Origin of the sequence: Caballeronia sp. AZ7_KS35, from assembly GCF_023631045.1 — a bacterium.
Classification (GTDB): Bacteria; Pseudomonadota; Gammaproteobacteria; order Burkholderiales; family Burkholderiaceae; genus Caballeronia; species Caballeronia zhejiangensis.
Map to the genome: position 1 here is coordinate 125496 of NZ_JALQDV010000010.1, position 21222 is coordinate 146717.

The window sequence follows — 21222 nt, forward strand, 5'->3', positions numbered from 1 at the left end:
CGCGGATCATGGAAAGCCACTAGGCGATCTCGCCGCTCTGTCGAAAAGGCGCGCCGCGAGCGATTTTCGACCGTACGACACGAACAAGCCAAAAAAAGACAAGGCTACGTGGACGTTCGCTTCTTTTTTAGCTGGTTTTTGCTGCGTTCTTCAACGACCCACGCATTTCATTGCAGTTCTCGCCGAATCCCGATATCCGAGGCGACGCTGGTACTTGTGACGGTCGAACCAGAAGCGTGGTCTACTGAGCAGCCCCTTCGCAAGCGACTGGCTCCAGACTCCGCCCCGCGAACATAGGGAAGATACACCGAGGATCAAGGGAGCTGCGTTTGCGATCGAAATCATTTGAGCATGAGTCCGACTGAGAGGTCGGACGATATTGTTTATCGGACACGTAAATGCCCTTCGAGCATCTGTGCCAGCACATGGACCTTCGGCGTCAGTTGCCGCGCGACCGGCCACAACAAGCTAAGCGGCAAGCCATCAGTTGCGGCCTCACCAAGGATCGTGACGAGGTGGCCGGCCTTCCGATCATCCCGCACCAGTCAGGTCGCGAGTTGCGCGATACCAAGTCCCGCCCGTACGAATGCAAGTTGTGTTTCGGCGTCGCCTGCCACGCTGCGTGGACGCACGACGCATTGCACGACTTGCCCATCCGCCGCAGCATACGACCACGGCGGCTGCGTGCCATCGGACCGTCCGTATACGACGCAGGCACGTTCCTGCAAGTCGTCGATCCTCTGCGGCATGCCGTTTTTCTCAAGATAGGCCGGCGCCGCGCAGAAGATCAGTCGTACACGGCCTAGAAAGCGCCGGCCGAGCGACCATGGCAGATCCGGCGGCCCGCCGATGCCACGGCGAGATCGATGCCTTCTTCAGCCAAATCGACGAAGCGGTCTGCGAACAAGATGCGGCCGCACGTCCGGATATTGCGCTGAAAAGCGCGACAGCACCGGCACGACGCGCAGACGGCCGAACGAGGCCGGCAACGCAACGCGCACGGTACCAACCGGCTCGCGATATTGCGAGGCGAGAACGGCTTCCGCCTCCGCGAGCACCGTCAGAATGCGCGTGCAGCTTTCCTGGAACGCACGCCCTGCGTCGGTGGCTTCGTTCCGTTCGGGAGTACATCGTGTTTCCACTCGGTACCGGGGGAAACGCCTCGAATCAATCAACCTAGTCGTCGAAGGAGTTCGTGCAGGACACCGCTCTCTCACAGCCCACATTCCCCCGGGTCCGACTAGCTAACTTTGCGCTCGAATCCCGTCAAGCCATTAAGTATTTTGAATTGGACCATCGCCGGTGATCGCGAGGTCACCGCCATGCACACGGCGGCCACCTGCTGCTTCGCGGCTACAACGCGCTCGCTAAGTGCAGACGACAACATCAGCCATACCGCGACACTCAGCAGGCCGCAGAATACGGCGATCGGAATCCAGAGCGTGAGAAGCTGAGTGGAAAAAGACGGTCTCGGCATTGAAGGAGCATGAGCGATCGGAAATGAGCGGCTGTCAAGCAAGTCTTCTGGCAAGCATAAGTGCTTGAACGTCGTGACGTCCGTTATGTAACGATCGGACTGCATCGCCTCTTCCCCTTCGGGAATGCCCTTGCCGCGCTTTATACTTGCAAGTCCGGTGCTTGAAATATGTGCAGAAAAAAGGAACAGGATTAATGGAGCCAGGCAAGCAAGAGACTCATTCCGATTGGGCATCAGACTCTCCGTTAGCTCATCGTCGCAAGTTTTTGTTCGCAGCAGGCGTCGGAGCCGCCGCAATAGCCGGGACATCGCGTGCGGGCGCGCAGGCATCTCATACCGCCGGCCAGGTCGACATCTTTCACGGAACGCCCCCAACGGATTTCGCCGCTCCGAACGCACTCGTCGCAGATTCGATTTCGGCGCTGCGCCAAGCCTCAAAGAGCGCTTATAGCCGCGCGTTTGTCACCGGTTATTATGGACCGCATGACGGCGGCGGCGGCGTCTACGAACACGATCCCAAAGATACGACAAGCACCGAAAACGGCGGCACGATTATCGTCGCAGCGGACGGAGGGCGATGGAAACTGGCATTCGGCGGCACGCTCGACGTTCGCCAGTTTGGCGCAAGAGGCGACGGTGAAACCGACGATACCGACGCCATTCAACGGGCGAACGATGCCCTGGCCCTGCTAGGCGGAGGACAGCTGTACTTCTCGCAGGGCACGGCGTCGACAGGCGGGCGCTTCGTCGTAAGCGGCGTCGTGGTCAAGGTCGCCAATGTCGCGTGGCTCGGCACGGGAACGCCGAATGGCGGTCTGCTCGTCCGGCAATCGGTCCATATCGGACAGTCGGGTTTCTCGGCGCGCCATCTGGATTGCCAGCATGCGGGACCACTGAACGGCACGGCGTCGAACTGCTTCAGCGTCTATAGCATCGACAAGCATGTCCAGCTCAGCGATTTCGTATTCGAGCGATGCACGTTCAACGGTTTCTTTTATGCCGTGGATTTTCTCGGCTGCCTGGACTCGCTGCCCGTTGCGACGGCTACGCATACAAAGAATCCGATCTATAACACCCAGATCCTCTTCTGCAAGTCGACCGCACCGGCGCGGCAAAACGCCGGCCATTTCCAGCATCAGTCGGTGTTTGGCTGCATGGTGATGGGATGCGAAACGTATAACGGAAAGAACTGCGCGTCGTATAACTTCACTCGCGACTGCCGCGACATCAAGGTTATCGGAAATTTCGACGCGAACAGCGCGTGGGGCGCGGTTGAAATCGAGAACAGCCCAAAGGCGAATGCTGTCGTGAGCGGCAACACCTTCACTTCAACCGTGACGTCGCAATATGCCGCGATCTGGGTGGATGATTCCGCCCATGTGCGCGTCTATGGCAACGTCGTGCAATGGCTGCTCAAGGCGAGTTGCGGGAATTCCATCAAGAGTTCCAGCGGCTTGTATCCCGATGAAATATGCGCGCAGACGCAGGTCCACTTAAGCAACAACATCTGCTCGCATATTCAACTGGGTTCGTTCGGCACGTATGTCAGTGGCACGGTCAGCGCCGATGTCAAAGACAATATGATCTTCGGTTCCGGCGCGCACGCAATTCTCGCCGACCGATATTACGTTGGCGGCGAGATCGACCATAACAAGGCGACCGGCACGCTCGGCAACTTTGCACAACTCGTGCGCACGCCCGCTTTGCGCGTTTTCGTGCGCGGGAACAATAGCAATGGCACGCCTTCGGCTGTGAGCGGCTCGGGCGGGACCATCATCGCTCGGGATAACGACTCGATCTGGAGCGATCAGACCGAAACCAATCTGCAAGGTCTGAATATCGCTCAGGGCGTGATCAAGATCGCTCCCGTCACCCAATCCGGCATACCTGCCGGCGGGACAGCGGCCTTTCTGTTCAAAACGCACGAAGCAGTTCGCCGGGTGTCTCTTACGGTATTCGAATTCCGGTGTCTCTGCCGCGCTGCAGTGCCGCTCGCCGACGACTATGTGACGTTTTCCGTTCTCGTCTCCAACGATAACGGAACGTTCGTTTGTAACGTGTCCCCTTTGACCAAGATGCTAGGCAACCATGCAAGCAACTTCACCGTATCGGCTTCGATGTCAGAGGCGACCCTCGCCATTACGGTCACAAACTCCCATTCAGCCAAACTCGGCGCAGTTCAGATGTTCTGCGAGAACCTGATGAACCTGTAGCCCGCAGGGCCGGACTACACCGCCCGCGAACACGGCCATACGCTAGATGAGATTCGCTTCGCCGTCGCTCGCTGGTCGATTCGCCCTGTCGAGCCGCATGTGCACCGACTCGAGCCTTGCCGGAAGATAGCGCGAACGCGCACACCGCCGCTCTAGCGGAACGAAGCCTAGCCTTCGATAGAGCGCCATTGCTCGCGGATTGCTTACGAGTACATCGAGCACCAGTTCGCGATTCTCCGCGTCGAGGCAATCGAGTCTTGCTCGGCACGCATAGTCGAATAGCGCGGTAAAAGCGCCCTTGCCACGCGCATCGGACGCAGTCGCGCAGTGCGCGAGCAGCGTTTGCGTGCGCCTGGGTTTGGGCAATTCGGTTTCCAGAATCAGGCCACGAAGCAGGATTGGCACCGCGCGCATCGGACCAAAGTGACGTAGCACCGCCCAGGCGATACGGGGATGGTCGGCAAGCAGACGGCGACCGTCATGGAGCGCAAGCACGGCCACGACCTTACCCTGAGCATCCACCGCCACTTCGTGGCGCCGCCATGAAAAGCGTCCGCTCGACCCGCCGAACTCTCTTTTCAGAAACGCGATGCATTGCTCTGGCGACGCGCCGAGAAAATATTCGAACTCGTGCTCGCCTGATGCAAAGACGAGCGGCGCACACACGGCCGCATCGCTGGCACGCGCCGGGCGGAACGTCAACGTCTGGTGATTGTCCATCTCGACGGGTTTTGTGTTAAATGAGGCGAAGCTAGCCGCGCACACGCGCACATCGTTCCATCCAGGTCCACCGCAACACCATGCCGAATCCGACGCAGACGGTGACATTGAGGGGCACCAGCACAATGTTGCCTCTTTCGAACGCTACACCGATCGTGAACAGTGAATAGAGAAAAGTCACGACCTCGCCGAGCCACAGAATGGTGTTGATGCGAGGCATGGCCGAGTGCAGTTCGTCCTTGCCTTTGGGCGTGCGATTGAAATCGTTATAGACGCCAAACAATGCCCGCACACCACCCACAAAGTAGTACCAGGACATTGGCAGAAACATGGCGATGTACAGGTAGGTGTGCGCGACGCACATCAATATGCTGGGCCGGTCCTCGAACCGGGCGCCTTTGCCCGCACCCAATGCGTTGCCGACTCCCCATACGGCGACGAGGATGAAGAACATCAGCGCCCCCCAACGCACGCCGGCTCCATCAAAATGAACGAGATAGGTGAGCGGAAGGCTCAGGAGGACCAGCACATGGATGGCTGCCAGCAGCACGGACGAAAACATCACCGAGATAGCATGCAGGCGCTTGACCAGCGGTAGCGGCTGCAACAGCATTTTCCGCACGTGCTTGAACGCGCTATGAATCAGCCCTCGTCCCCAGCGCTCCCGCTGAACCCGAAATGCGCTGATGGTCTCGGGCAACACGGACATCGACACCACGTCGCGAAGATAAGCATATTTCCAGTCGCCGAACTGCGCGCGATAGCCGAGGTCCACGTCTTCCGTGACGGTCGAGTCATTCCAGCCGCCCAGCGCATCGACGCAGGCTTTGCGCCATACGCATGAGCTTCCGCTCAGCGAAGCCATATCGCCGTCTTCGCTCAGGCCTACCGTCACGTATTGCTGATGGCCCATTTCCATTGCCTGGAAGCGTGTGAGAAACGATACATCGCGATTCTCATAGCCGATGCCGGTTTGCAGAAATCCGAGTTCGGGATCCTTGAAACGCGGGATGGTTCGCAACAGAAAATCGACGGGCGGGACGAAATCCGCGTCGAATATCGCGAAGAACTCGCCACGCGACTGCTGGATTCCGTTGACCAGATTGCCCGCCTTGTGTCCCTTCCGATCGCATCGCTTGATGAGGCGAATCTCGATGCCTTGTGCCGCGTGGACGTCGACTTTCGCGCGCGCAAGTTCAGTGGTACGGTCCGACGAATCGTCGAGCACCAGAATTTCGAACGCATTGGTCGGGTAGTCCAGCCGGCAAGCGGCATCGATTAACCGCTCGACGACCCCCGATTCGTTACAGATCGGCAGCAGCACACTCACCCGAGGCCGGAAATCCGGTTCGGGTTCGTGAGGCATATGGTCGAGTTCGGTCAGCCTGCGCTGCTCGACTTTTCGGGAAATCAGAAACACCCGCAGTTCGAGCAAAACGTACAGTGCAAAATAGACAACCACTGCAAGGAACATCGCCTGGAAAAGCCAGGACAGCAATGCGAGCATCGCGATCGGGTCCTACGGCTTAATCACGGTGCAGAGTGCCAGCATGATGTCACTCAAGTCCTGATCTGGTTTCATGAAACGGCGGTTGAAGTCCGGAACATTGTGATAGTCCGAACTTCCTTCTCTCAGTTTTTTGAAGGGAACACCGAAAAGAGACACGCATCCTTCTCGAACTTCAGTTCGGTAAGGTCGTGCTCGCGTCCTGCGGCCTGCATTTCCGCCCGCCATATTTTGGTGACTTCCTTTTCGTCTTCGCGGATGTAGTCATCGAGCAGAAGATCGACGCGGGCCGCGCTAAAGCGTTGCAAAAGTAGCGGACCTGCGGGATAGCGAGCATGCTTTCCCGTCGCGGCGGGCGGACCATCGACGATAACGAGCACCCGCTGACCGGCCTCGTCATGCTGTTGCGCCAGGTCGCTCAATTCGCTTTGACAGCTATAGTAGGGATAGGTATTGCCATTGGAAGCCTGCCAATCCTGTAGCGGCGCCAGCATAAGCTGAACTGCGTCTTCCAGGCCCGCCTGTGCGAGACGGGCACGGGTTTGCGCGTAATACTTGTCGAGATGATCGAATGACACGAGGCGAGAAGCACGCTTGCCCTCGCGACGAAGCGATGCCTTGGTCAGCGCCTTTGCAACGATGACGGTGGAGATGCCCGATCCGAATTCGATCACGAGGTCATAGTTGTTGGCTTCGATCAGCTCGACCAGGTAAAGCGCGAAGTCCTGGCTGACCGGCCAGCTGTTTCGTTCACAGCTCAACCGCGGCAGTTCGCCCGTCGCATAGTAGTTCTGCAGTCCAATGAACGCCTGCGTCTGTTTGGTCGAATTGGCGATCTCGTTCTTCAAGACGCCGTCGAGGTACTTCCGCACCTGGATAAGGCTATCGGATTGCTTCTTGAACAGATCGTCCACGACACCGTTCCGCTGGGCGAGCGCCGATGCCAGTGCCTCGACTTTCTGAATGATCTGCTTGGTGTGTTCCTGACCCGCCCATGTCGATAGCTCAAGCTCTCGCTGCCTAATTTCCAGCGCCGACTTTTCCTTTTCAAATGCTACCTGAGTTCGGGTGAGCTGCAACAGTTCGCCTTGTCGCTGGGCGGCGAGCGTGGCTTGCTCGTCTCGCGCCCGTGCCAGCGCCATCACTTCTTTTTGAAGCGTTTCATGCCTTTCAGCCAATGCGGATTCCCTGAGTTCGAGTCGGGCCTGGGCGTGACGCAAGGCTTCGATTTCGCCCTGCCGCTGCCCCGCCAGCACGGCCTGCTCGTCCCGTGCGCGAATCAATCGCGCGTGTTCCTGTTCCATCCGGATCCGAGCCTGCTGCGAAGCTTCGATTTCACTCTGCCGCTGCGCTGCCAACGCGGCTTGCTGGTCCCGCGTCTGGGTCAACTCGACTTGCGCCTGTTCGAGTCGTGCAATAGCCTGTGTCAGAGCTTCGCTTTCTTTCTGCTGCTGCGCAGCCGACGCAAGTTGCTCATCTCCTGCCCTGGTCAGCTCGGCGCATTCCTCTTGAAGTCGGGCTTGCGCCTCCCGCAAAGCTTCGACTTCGTGCTGCCGTTGGCTCGCCAACGCGGCCTGCTCGTCCCGGGCCCGAGTCAGTTCAACATGCTCGCGTTCGAGTCGAGCCTGAGCCTGTTGAAGGGTTTTGATCTCGTCCTGGCCCCGCCTCGCCAACCCGGCATGCTCGTCTCGTTCGCGCGTCAACGCGAAGTTATCCCTCTCGAGTCGTGCCTCGGCCTGTCGCAACGCTTCTATTTCCTTTTGCCGACTCGCTGCCAGCGCAGCCTGCTCTTCTCGCGCCTGCGTCAAGCCCATCACCTGGCGGCCCAACTCGGCGCGTCGTTCCGAATATGCGCACTTTTCCTTCGCTTCGCGCAAGCGAGCCTGTTGCGCGTCATTGCGCAATCGCATTGCTTGCCGCGTCTCGGATTCGCTGAACTGCATATCCGAAGGCAAAGCCTCAAGCATGGCTTCAGCGTCGAGCAGCTTGCCTGCCTCATGCAGGCGAAACGCGAGCCATTTGAGACGGAATGCGCGTGGCTCGATCGCATATGCGCGTCGCGCCAATTCGGCGGCTTCCGCAGGCGTCTTTTGCATCACGCTGCGTGCAACGGCCGTCAAGGCGTTTGCCTGCATGAAGGCCGATACCGAAACGGAAGCCAGCAGCTCTTCGACAGCCGCGAGCCCGCCTTGTCGATAGGCGGCGATAGTCTTCTCGAATCCCTTACCGCCGAGATTGCCCGGTGGAGTCGTTTTCTTTTCCTTGCGCCAGACGCCCAGCAGTTTCGAAGGCGCGGCGAACATTGAAGCGGTAGAGTTCGTTGCCTGAATAAGGATGCCACCCAGCTTGTTCGCCAATGCATGCTCTGCCTCGAGCCGGTGAATCTCCTTCTGCGTTTCAAGCATGGCCTGGCATCGCAGATTCTCCGCCATCACCTCTGGCAGTTGATCGTCCACCCAATTCAGCGTCACGCTACCGACAATTTGCGATTGAGCCTGAGCCGGAGCGCCGCCATGCAAGCGCTCCAGTTCTACCTGCACAACGTGAATCTGATCGATCAGGAGCGAATTCTCTTCCTCCAGATCCTTGAGTCGTGCCTCTTCTGTCATTTGCCCAAAACTACTCTGGACTTCGTCGATCGTGTTCATGAAGTATCTAGGTATCAATCAATTAACGTGGTGCGGCACGATGCTTTCTAGCAGCCTCAGCGTTCCAGCAGCGGTCTGCGATCAAGAGGATCATCTTGTCGACTCTTCAAATTTTCGCGACCGCGCAGATTTCCGCCAGTCGATGCGACCACGTATGGTTTTGCCGCACGTAACGTGCTCCTGCTTCCGCACGCGCCAGGTCCTCCTGCGAAGGACCATGCCGGAGACGGGAAAATACTTCCACCGACTCCTCCGCTGTACTGATTACATGGCAGTAGTCACGAAAGTATCGATCTACCGCACGGCTCGGATTCGTCACGGCAATTCCTCCGCACGCCAGTATTTCCAGCAGACGACGCGAACACATCGTTTCGGAAGCCGTGACAGAGTTCACGTTAAGCGAGGCGACATGTGTCTTGTAGACCTCGGCGGTTTTGCGGTGCAACACCTTTCCGTGCAGGCGCAAGTGGCTTTTCTGTGGAAAGCGGAATTCGAAATGACGAGACAGCCGATCGAAATTGCGATCGAAAACATTGATTCGCAGGCCGGATTCCTCGCAGGCATCGAACGCCATGTCGAGAAAATTCTTTCGCTCATGCAAGATCCGCCGATAGTAACTGCCCGTGAAACAAGCCTCGTTGCGGCTGAAGCTGAATCCCGTGAAGTTATGGAATGCAGGCTGATATGGCATGACCAGCGTGCTCACGGGCACGTGCGCCGGCACATGCTGACGATAGCGGTCAATGCACTCTTTGTCCGTCGTGAAAACAAAATCGAATGCCTTCGCCACGTCGATGAACGCATCGAAAAACGCGCCGTCATCCTTGTTCCAGAAGACCGTTGGAATACCGCGATTTCTGGCGAACTCGACCAGGCGATGAATCGTCGTCGGCTTGGTCAAGCGCATCCATTTCGGCTGTATCGCCAGTTCATAGCGCCAGCTACCGTCCACGCCATGAAACGCCGATTCCACGAAGACGAGATCGGGCTTCCACTCGTCGATCACATCCTTGAAATTCGCCGGTGTCAGAACGCGTATCCTGCACTCCGCCGATAAACAATCCGTCGTGAAGTAATCCGACACGAGCGCGATCTTCAGCCGACCGTACGGTCCCGGCTGCGCGACGTCCTCGGATACCCGCGGATATTCATAAACGAGCGTCCCCAGCTTTCTGATAACCCTGCCGACCATTCAAACCTCACCCTGCACTGGCAATGCCTCGACCACGAAGTCGCGCCACCGACGCTGCGTGACAGCGTGCTCTCTTGCACGCCTCCCCATTCGACCCAACTCCTCAACATCGGCCAATGCCGATTTCACCTTGCGAGCCAGATCATCGGCGTCACCCGATTTGAAAAACCAGCCCGGAGGACAATCGCCCATCTCGTCGCGAAACACCGGCAGATCGGGAGCGATTACCGGCTTGCCCATCGCCAGCGCTTCCACCAACTTGATGGGTGGAACGATCTGGCATACCTTGAACGGCTTGCGCGGAATGCATACCACTGCGCAGCGGCTCAACATCGCGCGCGCTGCTTCCGGCCGCATCTTGCCGACGAATCTGATGCGATCGGTCAGGCCAAGGCGCCGCACCTGGTCCTCCAGCTGCGGACGTGCCTCGCCGTCGCCGATCACCGTCACCGAAACAGGATGTCCCGCGCGAGCCAGTGTATCGACGGCGTCAACAAGCGTATCCAGTCCCTCGTAGCCGATCAGCGAGCCGGCGTAGCCGATCATGCCTGCTTGCACGTTGTGCGGATCGGCCGGGACAAAGCGGTCCGGATCCACGCAATTCGGCAGCAAGGACACGCGATTCGCGTCGACACCGAAATGTTCTCGCGCATAGTCGCCAAGCTGCTGGGAAATGACGAATAGCCTGTCTGCCTGACGGGCGACCAGACCCTCAAGTTGCAGACCCTGCCTGAATGCCTGCGACGCCTCGTATTGCGGCATGCGCGATGTCCGCGTCAATTCCCATAAACCGCGCATCTCATACTGGAACGGTATGCCCAGCTGACGTGCCGCGAGAAGTGCGGGCAACGCATTCACGTGATTGGAGGCGGCATGAATCACGGCCACGCGCCGGCGTCTCGCGATATCCGCGACGACCGCCGCTGCCTGCAAAGCGTATTGCAGTACCGGACGATTGTTGTAAGGCTCGGCCGCATGCTGATAGCGCACGTTATCCGTGATGGTTTCATCGCCATGAGCATCGCGCTGGCGATCCTTGCGATCCCACGGATAACCCGGCCGCGTCAATACATGAACGTTGCCGCCCGCGGACTGCAGGGCGCAGATAACTTCATGCGTACGCGTGGTATAGCCAGTCGTGTGATAGGGCAGCGAACTCGCCGCCACATACAACATGCTGGCTGGATCCGGCTGGTATGGCGTCTGACGAGCGCGAATACGCACCTGTCGTTCGAGTGTGCGGACGGTTAGCTGCCGGCTCAGGACGAGCCACGGTTCGCTAAACCAGCTATGCAAAGGCTTCCCGAGCATGCTCATACGGATCGGGATTTCAGTTCGGCAAATGACAGATCGACGTTCTTAGCCGTCTTGATCTTGCCCCTTGCGTGAAGGTCCAGAAAATCTTCTGTCGTGATGACGTCGTAGTCTTTGGTCAGCTTGGCCAGCAGCTTCCGATAGCCTTCCAGACGATGACTATCCCGATAGGACGCGTGTCCGTGCTCGTTCCAATACAGCAGCGACCACGAATGCAGCAGGAACACCGCGAACTCCGGACTGCCGCTGAGTGTGCCTAGAAGGAACTTCCCCCACCAGGGACGGAACCTGAAGTAGCTCGACTCCGGATACGTGAGACGAGTCCACCACTCATCCTTACCCACCTTAGGCAATATCTTCTTTTCAGTAGTGGGCACCTCGACGACGCCATTCGACCAAATATAAGGCTGATTGGTCGGCTCGCTGAAATTGCATTGGCCGGCATGCACTGCACATGTGGAGTTATTGAACGACAACGGAATATCGGCTGCCTTGAGCGCGCGGATCGTATGTGCGTTCCAGCGAAACGAGCCGGCTCGATGCGCCCGCACCTTCTTGCCGGTGACTTCCGCGATCAAATGTCCAAAGTGCTTGATGACGAATTCCGCTCGTGCGTCATCGGCATATTGATTCATATACTGCGGCTTCGGATTCAGACCATGATCAGCCCAGAAGCTCGGCGGCAAATACTCCGGATGGGTATGCAACTGCACGTCCTGACCTTGCGCGTCGAGCCAACGCACGACCTCGCGCATCTCATCGAGACGGGTGTAAGGCGCGCACATATCGACAAAGAACACATGCCGCGCGTTGAACTCTGCGCCAATCGAGCACATCTCTCGTATTCCGGCCGTACCTTCGGCGTGCTCGCCCCAAATCAATCGTTTTACGTGATCGTCCGTGGCGCGCTTGGGCAAGGCCTCCGTATCGACGGTCAGCAAGGCGTAACGATCTTTCATCTCTTCAACTCTGCCTTTTTTATGTCGACCGCATGGGTCGCACGAACTTTGCCCCGCGAGTACAGATCCAGAAAATCCCGCGTAGTGATGACCTCATAGTCCTTCACGACCCGAGCCAAAAGGTTTCGATAGCCCTCCAGACGCTGATCATCTCTGTACGTCGCACGCCCTTTTTCGTCCCAATACAGCAAGGACCAGGAATGCATCAGAAATACCGACAAGTTGTCGCTGCCGCCACGAAATGCGGATAGCCAGTTGCGGCGCGGCGCAGCGTATGGGAAGTAGCTCGACTCGGGATAAGTCAGGCTCGCCCAACGCGCTTCCCTTTCGGCTCGCGGTGGCACATACTTCTCTGTCAAAGGTACTTCGACAACCCCGTTCGACCAGCGATACGGTCGGTTGGTCGGTTCACTGTGGGCGCACCGGTTCATCCGATAGGCCCGCATCGTGTTGTTGAACGAAAGCGGTATGTTCGCCGCCTTGAGCGCCCGGAGTGTGCCTGCGTTCCAGCGGAACGACCCGGCACGAAAAGCGAGAAGATCTTTACCGGTCACTTCCGCAATCTGCTTGCCGAAATGCTTGAGAACGAATGTCGCTCGTGCGTCGTCGGCGTACTCATTCATGAACTTCGGCCGGGCCTCGAAGCCGTGGCTCATCCAGAAGCTTTCGGGAAGCACCTCTGGATGGGCGTGCAGCTGAACATCTTGTCCATCGCGGACGAGCCAGCGCACCACATCGCGCATTTCATCGAGGCGCTCATGCGTCGCGCACATATCGACAAAGAAGACGTGTTTCGCATTGAACTCATTGCCGATAGAACTCATCTCGCGAACGCCCGCCGTGCCACTCTCATGCCGCCCCCAAATCAGACGGTCGATGTGATCCCGCGTTGCGCGACCTGGCAACGCCTCGGTATCGACAGTCAGAAGTGCATAGCGGCTTTTCATCTTGTATCGGGCTATCAAGCCATGTCAATCCAACAGAGTATTGAAGAACCCTTTCGAGACCCCAGTCGTGATCCGCTCTGTGTTGCCTGAGCCTTTCTGACCGTCGTTGCACGCAACTTATCCAGGCTTTCCTTCACTGGAAATATGCCCCTTGAGGAAAGAGTTCAAGCACATCCCTTCCTTCGAGCAGGCGCTGGATAACACCCAGCTCCGTCGCCCGAGGTAACGGATTGTGGCCGCTTACCTTGTCAGCGTAGGTAACGAACTTTGAACTTCTTATTTGCTCTCGGGGTTCAGCATATTGAACGTACGGAAGAAAGTGCCTCTCGTAGTGGAAGGCGTCCTCCAGATTCTGCGAAAAAACCAAGTTGAACGGTGCGTCGAAATGGTGAACGCTGAGTCGCTTGTCATACTTTGCGGGAAGGTCCGCCGGCTTTTCACCGGGATAGCAGACAGTCGCCATGGCACTGTATGCGGTGCTCCAATACTTCGATGCATCGGTCTGGACGTTGCACACATACAAGGTCGATTCCGCAACGGCGGCTGCGACGTTGAAGCCGGGAATGCCGCCGCCCGAGCTTGCATAAATCAGGACGTTTTGACCATCGATCTTCAGCGCCGTCAACATCTGCTTGATCAGTTGCGCCAGCATGCTCGCGTAGAACCGCTCGCCCTCTCCCTGAAACCACGCCAGAGACAGAGTCGGAGAGAGCAATAGCGAGGGATCGAAGCACGCCACGCAGTTCGCGTTCAGGTCCTCAAAATAGCTGGACCGCTGAAACGAAGGAATTGGACGCCCCCGGTCGGTAGTCCCCGGCAGAAAGATCACTAGCTTGTCCGACCCTTCAACCAGATTCCACTTGAACGGGAACAAGACACCGCCAAATGAGATCATGAAGGCGTCGCCTCGCGGCGCTTTCATCGCTTGCTCGAAATCAAAGTAGACATGCATGAATCAATTTCTCTTTATCAGATCAGGGGCACGTGGCCTGAACACTCACGCAGACTAATCCGCGACGTCGACTCGACGGGAAGACCGACCTGGAATCGCAGTCGCTGCCGCTCGCGGACCGGGTCTCGACTCGTTCGACCGCACGCGCGCACTTCCCCCGAAGATCACAGCCGGACAACATCCTCTTGCATACCTTTTCCGACTAAGGACCCCTTGGCGGTGAAAAACTCTTCATCTACTTGCCACGTGTGGCGAGTCGAGTCCTTCGATCTGAATTGGATAAAGTTGAAAGGGTCACTCGCGTAGATCGAGAAACCCAGATTCCTCACCGATTCGAGCAGATTCGAGTCTTCGCCGCGATTCAAAGGCGCGAAGCCCGTCAATGCCAGCACGTGTCGCTTGATCACGAACGTCGGCCCTGCCACGAACTGGGCGGGCTTGTGCCGTTCTCCCTTCATGCGCAGCAGCGTTTCGTCTCTTCCTTCCAGATAGACGAACACCTCGCGCTTTCCGACGATCCCCCAGTTACCGAAGCGGAACGGAATGAGCATGTCGGAGAGGTAATTCTCGAAGTAGAAGTCGTCGTCATCCATTTTGGCGACGTACTCGCCGCTCGACGCGGCTGCCGCCCTATTCAGGCGCGCTCCGAGGGGTGCGTCGCTATCGTCACGAATGATCGTGATAGTGCCGATGTTCGACTTTCGCTCCTTCAACTTCTGATCGAGTTCCGACTCCTGCGCCTTCGAATACCCCTGAATCACCATGACCAGATCGCTATTCGGGTGCGTTTGCCGGCAAACATTGGTGACGATCCGATCGATGAAATGCGGGCGGTTGCTGGCCATGATGATCGAGACCGAAGGCTCGGTGTATTCGCTCGCATGTCCCAGCCCACGACGAATCTGATCGGCTCGATGTGCATAGGTGTGCTTCTGCATCACCTCGCGATAACCTCGGTGGGACAGACGCAACCATGCCCACTCGTCATTCAGAAGATGCTTCGCGAGTTCGTTTGCCTCGGCCGCATTCTTCGCAACCTGAACGATGCCAGGGAACTGTTCTTCGATCGATCGCGACGGCGTGGAAATCACCGGCGTGCCGCACGCGAGCAGCTCGTAGACTCGCCGCGACATCATGGTCGGCGAATCCGTGATCGTATTGACGTTCAGGAACAGCTTGTACCGCTTGTACACGTCGACGATTTCGGTGAACGGCACCGCGTCGCGAATGAACGGCTTATATTGGGGCGGATACGCATATCGATCGTTTTCCAGCTTCGACATGCGGTCGTAGATATCGCCCTTGAAATCGATGATCGTAGGGAGCAGATTGTCCATCTGAACCTTGCGATCGTCATGACCCACCGAATAATATGAGCCGGCAAAGCATACCGTTCCTGGCTCTTGGTTGAAGCGGCCGGACGGGTTGCAGAGCTGCGGGTTGGCGGCAAACGATAGCGATTCGACTCGAGCGCCCGGAACGTCACGAATATAGTCCGGCACCTTGTTGCTGTCGGTCGTAAAGATCACATCGCATCGAGAAGCGATCGGCATGAAGCGGTCGTAATGCATCGGGTCTTCCTTGTTCCAGAACAGAACGGGAAGTCCCTTTGCCTTGGCGCTGCCAATCGCCGCGCACAATGCGCCTGCGTTGTGATGTTTCAGTCCTGGAGAAGTGAAAGCGTACTCCCACTCTCCCTGGTTTCCTTTCCAGCAGCTCTCAAGGAACAGCGCGGGACTCGACAATGATTCGATCTGGGCCTGATAGCCAGATCGGGCCAGAGGGGTCAGCGAGAATTCAGTCTTCCAGGACGCGGCAGAAATCTCGTCCAGAATGGAGAAGAACCGAACCTGCTTTCCCGCCATGCGCTTCTCGCATAGCTCAAGATTCGCGCGGAAGTACTTTTCGCCAATTTTCTCTGCGGCCTTCTTATAAAGTTCAAAGGCCGTTTGATAATTGCCGCGAACGAACTCCTCGCGAGCGTGCGGCACCAATGATTGCTGCAATGACATCTCTTATACCTTCGCGACCTGGCCAGACAATAGACCCGCAGCATCGATGAGTCTGCCGTGGTCGCTGATCTCTTCAGCCGCGTCGATGAACGGTCGATGCTTCACCAGAACGCACACGACATCGGCGTCGGCCAATGCGGTGGTCAACGGAGCAAGCGTTACGTTACGCACCGCAAGCTTCTCCGGAAGTTCGGTCACGTTCGGGTCGACCGCGAGCACTCGGCAACCCAGGCGGGCGACCTGCTGAACGATTTCCACAGCCGGGCTTTCGCGCAGATCGTCGATGTCCGGTTTGAATGCGAGGCCGAGACAGGCCACTTTGAGATCGCTCGCGGAATAACCCGGCCGCACAGCCAGCAACTCGGTAATCGCCTTTTTCATCTTGCCGATCAGCCATTCCGGCTTGTGGTCGTTGACCTCGCGCGCCGTGCGGATGATACGAGCCTCCTCCGGGGTGCGATCGACGATGAACCACGGATCGACCGCGATGCAGTGCCCGCCGACGCCGGCGCCGGGCTGAAGAATCTTCACGCGCGGGTGACGATTCGCGAGGCCGATGAGTTCCCAGACGTCGATGTCGAGCTTGTCGCAAATCATGGAGAGCTCGTTAGCGAACGCAATATTGACGTCGCGGAAGCTGTTTTCCGTCAGCTTGCACATCTCGGCCGTGCGAGCATTCGTTGCGACCAGCGCGCCGTCGACGAAAGTCTTGTAGAGATCGATAGCCTGCGCAGTGGCCGCCTGCGTCATGCCGCCGATGACGCGGTCGTTAGCCACGAGCTCCTGCACCACGCGACCCGGCAACACGCGTTCCGGACAGTAAGCGATCTGGATATCGGCGGCTTCGCCCGCCTGCTGCGGGAACGTGAGATCGGAACGCGCTTCGGCCAGCCAATGCGCCAGCTTCTCGGTGGTGCCCACAGGCGAAGTCGACTCGAGGATGACGAGATTGCCTTTGCTCAGGACCGGGGCAATTGACCTGGCGGCGGCTTCGATATAACTGAGATCCGGCTTGTATCCATCGGTAAATGGTGTTGGCACCGCGATCAGGAACGCGTCGGCAGCTTCTGGCTTGGTCGTCGCGCGCAGATACTTCTCGGTCACTGCCGCATGCACGAGGATATCCAGCTCAGGCTCGATGATATGAATCCTGCCCTGGTTAATCGTGTCGACAGCGTGTTGATTGACGTCGACGCCGATAACTTTTTTCTTGCGCGAAGCAAACAGCGTGGCGGTGGGCAGGCCAATATATCCCAGGCCGATCATGGAAATGCTACTAAACATGACAGTTGTCTTTCTATGAGCTGGATTGTTAAATATCTTTGGATACGCTCGGACGCTTACTCGTCTTTACCGTAGCTGCAAACGCGGATCATCACTTCCCCGGCGAGGAATCAGAGACCCGATTTCAAAACATCGCGGATACGCGCCGCTGCCTTCCCGTCTCCGTACGGGTTATGGGCGCGAGCCATGAGTTCATAGGAAGCGGCATCGTCGAGCAGACGGTTGGCTCTAGCCACGATAGCGGCGGAATCAGTACCGACCAGTTCGACCGTACCGGCGTCGACCGCTTCCGGTCGTTCCGTGGTGTCCCGCATGACCAGGACAGGTTTTCCGAGCGAAGGCGCTTCTTCCTGCACGCCGCCCGAATCGGTGATCAACAGCGCACTGCGGTCCATCAGGTAGACGAAGGGCAGATAGTCCAATGGCTCGATCAAATGCACGTTGGATACATTCGCGAGAATGCGACGGACCGGCTCCTGCACGTTGGGATTGAGGTGAACCGGATAAACGACTTCCACGTCTCCTCGTGACGCGATATCGCGTAGTGCACAGCAGATGTTCTCGAAGCCGGCGCCAAAATTCTCGCGACGATGGCCCGTGACCAGGATGAGACGCTTGGTCGAATCAAGGAAATCAAACTGAGTTTCGAAGCGCGTGCGCAGCGTTGCGTCGTGCCGTACACGCTCGACGACGTCCAGCAAGGCATCGATGACCGTATTGCCTGTGATGTAAATCGAATCCGCCTGTGTCCCTTCGCGCAACAGGTTATCGCGCGATTTTTCCGTGGGCGCAAAATGAAGGTCGGAGACCGCACCGGCAATGCGTCGGTTCATCTCTTCCGGCCAGGGGGAATACTTGTTCTGCGTCCGCAGACCCGCCTCGACGTGCCCGATTTTTATCCTCGCATAGTAGGCGGACAGGCTTGCCGCCAGCGTCGTCGTCGTGTCGCCGTGAACGAGGACAATGTCCGGCATCCATTGCCGGTAAACGTCACGCATGCCCAGCAGCACGTTGCAGGTAATGTCGCTCAGGTCCTGATTGGGCTTCATCAGATTCAGATCGAAGTCCGGACGAATGTCGAAAAGATCGAGCACCTGGTCCAACATCTGACGATGCTGAGCCGTGACACAGACCTTGACCTCAAAGGCCGGATCGGCGGCGAGCGCTTTGATTACGGGCGCCATCTTGATGGCTTCCGGGCGAGTGCCGAAGACAGTCAGAACTTTCATATTTTCCCGTTGCACATACTCGACCGCATTCCGTTGACGATTCGCGGTCAGCATTCAATCTTCCTGTTGGTTATGTTCACAAGCATCCACGAGCCGTGGCGCCTTCCGATATCTCAGTCGACGTGGTCAAGAATGATGCTTTCGAGCAGCTTCAAGACCCCCACAATTGCAAATCCGACAAGCAAGGTCACCAATGCGTTGTAGCAGCGCTCAGGCTCGATCGGATAACTTGGCATCGTCGGCAACTGCAGCACTGAAACCATTTTCAGAGTGCGCGCGGCGTTCATGCGGCCCTGCTCCAAAGCGGAAAGTGCCGTCTTGTACAAGTCTTCGGAGAAGCTGACTTCCATCTGCAATCGCTGGAATTCTTCGACTGCATAGTTCAGCGTTCTCTTCGACGGAGACGCCAACTCAGCCCGCCTTTGCTGAATCTGCTGTTCGATTGCCGCAAGACTTTTCCTGAGCATCACCACGGTGGGCTGATCGGCATTCAACGACGAAGGCAAGGAACTGAGCTGCGTCTGGATATCCGTCTTCTGCGCTTCGAGTTTGTCGATCAGGCCATTGAGGCTCTGTGCCGTCGTGCTCGGCGCAACCAATCCTTGACGATTCTGGAAATCAATCATGGTGTGGGTGTCGCTGAGCAGACGCTCGTGCGCGGCCATAACCTGCTTGGTCAGAAAATCGACCTGGGACTCGGCGAGCTGGTGCGCAATCAGGTTCATTTGCGCCCCGCCTTCCCGAATCATGAACTCTACGATCGCGCGCGCGGTCTTGGCGTCATACGCCTGCACCTGAATATTGATCACGCCGTTGTAGTCGTCGTATGAAACGTCGACGCGCGACAACCAGTACTTATAAAACCATTCGATCGGCTCGTTGCGGAACATCATGCGCGAAAAGGGATCATGGCTCCAGCCGCTGTAATGCGAACGCAGATCGAATGCGGCATCCAGCTTCTCCAGCATGTCCAGGGACAGAAGATACTGCGTCAGCAACAATTGATCGGCGCTATTCGGATTGGCACCGCCCGCAAGCGCGGCAACGCTCAGCGAAGCGGCGGAAGGTCCGTTGATCTGGTCGGTTCGCTGGACGAATACGATGGTGTTGGAAACATACCGGTCGGAAGCGATGAACAACCAGTACGGCACGGAAAGAACCGAAAGAACGATGATCAGCCGCACGAGAAGCTTGAAAGCTCTCATGGAAGCCACCGTATTTTTGGATCGGACGAACAGCGAGTTCAACTTGCTGATCAGGCCCGAACGTTTTGGCAACAATGCTTCACTCATGCCCGAAGACTTTCCTTATATTCTTTCAAGCCATCTTCAAGATCATCGAACCAATGCGCCTGGCCGTTGTTGATCCAGATAGCCGACTGACAAAACTGTCTAAGTGTGCTTTCGTCGTGCGAGACCATGATCACGCTTGCATGGCTCGTCTTTTGTTTGAACGTATCCGCGGCCTTCTTTCTGAATCTTGCATCTCCCGCGGCCGTCACTTCATCGGAGATGTAGACGTCGAAGTCGAACGCCAATGACATCGCGAATTGCAAGCGCGAGCGCATGCCCGATGAGTAAGTCTGAATGGGGTCGTCAAAGGCTGACCCCAACTCGGCAAAGTCCTGAATATAGGCAAGACGATTCGCCAGCTCGTCCTGATGACCGTGGATTCGACACACGAACTTGGCGTTTTGACGCCCCGTCAACGTTCCCTCCAGGCCCGCGTTGCCCATGGGCCACGAAACCCGGCAACGTCGCTGGACGCGTCCCTTGGTCGGAAAATCGGTTCCGCCAATGATGCGTAAGAGAGTGGACTTGCCAGCACCGTTTCTGCCAATCAAGGCGACGCTCTGCCTGGACGGAATGATCAGATTGACGTCATTCAGAATCCACTTTTTCGCGGCATGTTCGGTCTGGTAACGCTTGTGAACGTTCTCGACGAGAATCATCGCATCACCAGTTTTTTAGAGAACCGCTTGTATAGCATCAGCCCGAAAAACAAAAGCCCCAACGCCCATCCGTAAGCATAGGAAAGACTTACGCCCTTCAGCGGCGTGTAATCGGGATAGAAGCCGAGTCTCATCAGCTCGAGGCCGTCTACAAGCGGATTGGCCACAACATAGTGCTGGTAAGGCGCCGGCACATATAACTGCAGCGGAAGCAATGCGCCGGATATGTAGTAAAGCGGGAGATAGATAATCTTGAAGATGTGGTCGATCTCCGGCACAAAGCGCATCGCTACCGAAGTGATCAGCCCGAAACCCAATCCCAGCAGAGACAGCGCAAACGCCGCCTCGAACACCAGCAACGGATCTTGTGGAAGCCAGATCGGATTCTGAGTGTTCAGCCTCATGCCGTGCCCCATGGAAATCGCGAGCGACATGATGACGATCGAAATCGGGACCATCAGAAAGAGTTCTAGGGTCGCACGTACGATGGCGACGTCGAAAGGCTTGACCTGCCGATAAGCGAAAAACGCGCGATTCGAGTCGATGCCATGCAGAACCTGCATCCACGTACGACGCCAGAGCATGAATCCGACGAAGCCCGAGATGATCCACATATTGATCGCCATGCCACCAATCTGGCGAATATGAAATGTCTCGAAGCCGAACGCATGCACACCGATGTAGGCGATCGGCTCGAACAACAGCCAGAACCACGCCGCCCGCGCTTCGAACAGACGATCGAGCGCTTCGCGCAGGAACATTGCGCGCCAGACGGAGAACGTGATCTCGAGCGGTGTACGAATTCTTGGCGTCATTC

The 21222-nt window shown here is 57.4% G+C and carries 16 protein-coding genes and 1 pseudogene; 1 reads left to right on the top strand and 16 read right to left on the bottom strand.

Going from position 1 to position 21222, the window contains the following annotated elements:
* Window positions 1-545: 545 nt before the first annotated feature.
* A pseudogene (locus NCT05_RS36975) lies at window positions 546-1226 on the bottom strand (LysR substrate-binding domain-containing protein).
* A gap of 14 nt (window positions 1227-1240) precedes the next feature.
* Window positions 1241-1711, bottom strand: a complete 471-nt coding sequence (locus NCT05_RS37200; RefSeq protein ID WP_502801786.1) for a hypothetical protein — start codon at window positions 1709-1711, stop codon at window positions 1241-1243.
* On the opposite strand from NCT05_RS37200, the gene NCT05_RS12615 reads away from it, so the two are divergent.
* Window positions 1672-3690, top strand: coding sequence for a putative phage tail protein (locus NCT05_RS12615; protein WP_250502367.1), 2019 nt, complete (start codon window positions 1672-1674; stop codon window positions 3688-3690). The two genes, NCT05_RS37200 and NCT05_RS12615, sit on opposite strands and share 40 nt — an antisense overlap.
* Window positions 3691-3732: 42 nt before the next feature.
* On the opposite strand, the gene NCT05_RS12620 is transcribed toward NCT05_RS12615, so the two are convergent.
* The 14 genes from NCT05_RS12620 to NCT05_RS12685 all read right to left on the bottom strand — a co-directional run bounded on the left by NCT05_RS12620 (window position 3733) and on the right by NCT05_RS12685 (window position 21220).
* A complete protein-coding gene (locus NCT05_RS12620; protein WP_250502368.1) occupies window positions 3733-4455 on the bottom strand; it encodes a GNAT family N-acetyltransferase in 723 nt (240 codons plus the stop codon).
* The gene (locus NCT05_RS12625; protein ID WP_250502369.1) at window positions 4442-5917 is read right to left on the bottom strand and encodes a glycosyltransferase; all 1476 of its coding nucleotides are present in this window, start codon (window positions 5915-5917) and stop codon (window positions 4442-4444) included. The genes NCT05_RS12620 and NCT05_RS12625 overlap by 14 nt, the downstream gene beginning before the upstream one ends.
* 125 nt (window positions 5918-6042) lie before the next feature.
* Window positions 6043-8565, bottom strand: coding sequence for a coiled-coil domain-containing protein (locus NCT05_RS12630; protein ID WP_250502370.1), 2523 nt, complete (start codon window positions 8563-8565; stop codon window positions 6043-6045).
* A gap of 106 nt (window positions 8566-8671) precedes the next feature.
* Window positions 8672-9757, bottom strand: coding sequence for a CgeB family protein (locus NCT05_RS12635; protein ID WP_250502371.1), 1086 nt, complete (start codon window positions 9755-9757; stop codon window positions 8672-8674).
* Entirely contained in the window at window positions 9758-10933 is a 1176-nt protein-coding gene (locus NCT05_RS12640; RefSeq protein WP_250502372.1) for a glycosyltransferase family 4 protein, read from the bottom strand. It lies immediately after the preceding gene.
* Window positions 10934-11070: 137 nt separating this feature from the next.
* Entirely contained in the window at window positions 11071-12030 is a 960-nt protein-coding gene (locus NCT05_RS12645) for a polysaccharide deacetylase family protein (protein ID WP_250502373.1), read from the bottom strand.
* Entirely contained in the window at window positions 12027-12977 is a 951-nt protein-coding gene (locus NCT05_RS12650) for a polysaccharide deacetylase family protein (RefSeq protein ID WP_250502374.1), read from the bottom strand. Before NCT05_RS12650 ends, NCT05_RS12645 begins: the two co-directional genes overlap by 4 nt.
* 133 nt (window positions 12978-13110) lie before the next feature.
* Window positions 13111-13929 (bottom strand): hypothetical protein, encoded by an 819-nt coding sequence (locus tag NCT05_RS12655; protein ID WP_250502375.1) that lies wholly within the window; start codon window positions 13927-13929, stop codon window positions 13111-13113.
* A 164-nt stretch (window positions 13930-14093) separates the two neighbouring features.
* Window positions 14094-15941 carry a glycosyltransferase family protein gene (locus tag NCT05_RS12660; protein ID WP_250502376.1) on the bottom strand — a complete coding sequence of 616 codons (1848 nt, stop codon included), beginning with the start codon at window positions 15939-15941 and terminating at the stop codon, window positions 14094-14096.
* A 3-nt stretch (window positions 15942-15944) separates the two neighbouring features.
* Entirely contained in the window at window positions 15945-17207 is a 1263-nt protein-coding gene (gene wecC / locus NCT05_RS12665; protein WP_502801787.1) for a UDP-N-acetyl-D-mannosamine dehydrogenase, read from the bottom strand.
* Between the two features lie 128 nt (window positions 17208-17335).
* On the bottom strand, window positions 17336-18454 hold the full coding sequence (wecB, locus tag NCT05_RS12670) for a non-hydrolyzing UDP-N-acetylglucosamine 2-epimerase (RefSeq protein ID WP_250502397.1): 1119 nt from the start codon (window positions 18452-18454) through the stop codon (window positions 17336-17338).
* Window positions 18455-18567: 113 nt separating this feature from the next.
* Window positions 18568-19746 (bottom strand): KpsE/RkpR family capsule polysaccharide export protein, encoded by a 1179-nt coding sequence (locus NCT05_RS12675; protein ID WP_250502378.1) that lies wholly within the window; start codon window positions 19744-19746, stop codon window positions 18568-18570.
* Window positions 19743-20405 carry an ABC transporter ATP-binding protein gene (locus tag NCT05_RS12680; RefSeq protein WP_250502379.1) on the bottom strand — a complete coding sequence of 221 codons (663 nt, stop codon included), beginning with the start codon at window positions 20403-20405 and terminating at the stop codon, window positions 19743-19745. Before NCT05_RS12680 ends, NCT05_RS12675 begins: the two co-directional genes overlap by 4 nt.
* Window positions 20402-21220 (bottom strand): ABC transporter permease, encoded by an 819-nt coding sequence (locus NCT05_RS12685; RefSeq protein WP_250502380.1) that lies wholly within the window; start codon window positions 21218-21220, stop codon window positions 20402-20404. The genes NCT05_RS12680 and NCT05_RS12685 overlap by 4 nt, the downstream gene beginning before the upstream one ends.
* Between the last annotated feature and the right edge of the window lie 2 nt (window positions 21221-21222).

Excerpts from the sequence above, each read along its gene's own strand:
- NCT05_RS12615 (WP_250502367.1), top strand. The coding sequence starts at position 1,672 with ATGGAGCCAGGCAAGCAAGAGACTCATTCCGATTGGGCATCAGACTCT.
- NCT05_RS37200 (WP_502801786.1), bottom strand. The coding sequence starts at position 1,711 with ATGCCCAATCGGAATGAGTCTCTTGCTTGCCTGGCTCCATTAATCCTG.
- NCT05_RS12625 (WP_250502369.1), bottom strand. The coding sequence starts at position 5,917 with ATGCTCGCATTGCTGTCCTGGCTTTTCCAGGCGATGTTCCTTGCAGTG.
- NCT05_RS12630 (WP_250502370.1), bottom strand. The coding sequence starts at position 8,565 with ATGAACACGATCGACGAAGTCCAGAGTAGTTTTGGGCAAATGACAGAA.
- NCT05_RS12635 (WP_250502371.1), bottom strand. The coding sequence starts at position 9,757 with ATGGTCGGCAGGGTTATCAGAAAGCTGGGGACGCTCGTTTATGAATAT.
- NCT05_RS12640 (WP_250502372.1), bottom strand. The coding sequence starts at position 10,933 with ATGTTGTATGTGGCGGCGAGTTCGCTGCCCTATCACACGACTGGCTAT.
- NCT05_RS12645 (WP_250502373.1), bottom strand. The coding sequence starts at position 12,030 with ATGAAAGATCGTTACGCCTTGCTGACCGTCGATACGGAGGCCTTGCCC.
- NCT05_RS12650 (WP_250502374.1), bottom strand. The coding sequence starts at position 12,977 with ATGAAAAGCCGCTATGCACTTCTGACTGTCGATACCGAGGCGTTGCCA.
- NCT05_RS12655 (WP_250502375.1), bottom strand. The coding sequence starts at position 13,929 with ATGCATGTCTACTTTGATTTCGAGCAAGCGATGAAAGCGCCGCGAGGC.
- NCT05_RS12660 (WP_250502376.1), bottom strand. The coding sequence starts at position 15,941 with ATGTCATTGCAGCAATCATTGGTGCCGCACGCTCGCGAGGAGTTCGTT.
- wecC (WP_502801787.1), bottom strand. The coding sequence starts at position 17,207 with ATGATCGGCCTGGGATATATTGGCCTGCCCACCGCCACGCTGTTTGCT.
- wecB (WP_250502397.1), bottom strand. The coding sequence starts at position 18,454 with ATGAAAGTTCTGACTGTCTTCGGCACTCGCCCGGAAGCCATCAAGATG.
- NCT05_RS12675 (WP_250502378.1), bottom strand. The coding sequence starts at position 19,746 with ATGAGTGAAGCATTGTTGCCAAAACGTTCGGGCCTGATCAGCAAGTTG.
- NCT05_RS12680 (WP_250502379.1), bottom strand. The coding sequence starts at position 20,405 with ATGATTCTCGTCGAGAACGTTCACAAGCGTTACCAGACCGAACATGCC.
- NCT05_RS12685 (WP_250502380.1), bottom strand. The coding sequence starts at position 21,220 with ATGACGCCAAGAATTCGTACACCGCTCGAGATCACGTTCTCCGTCTGG.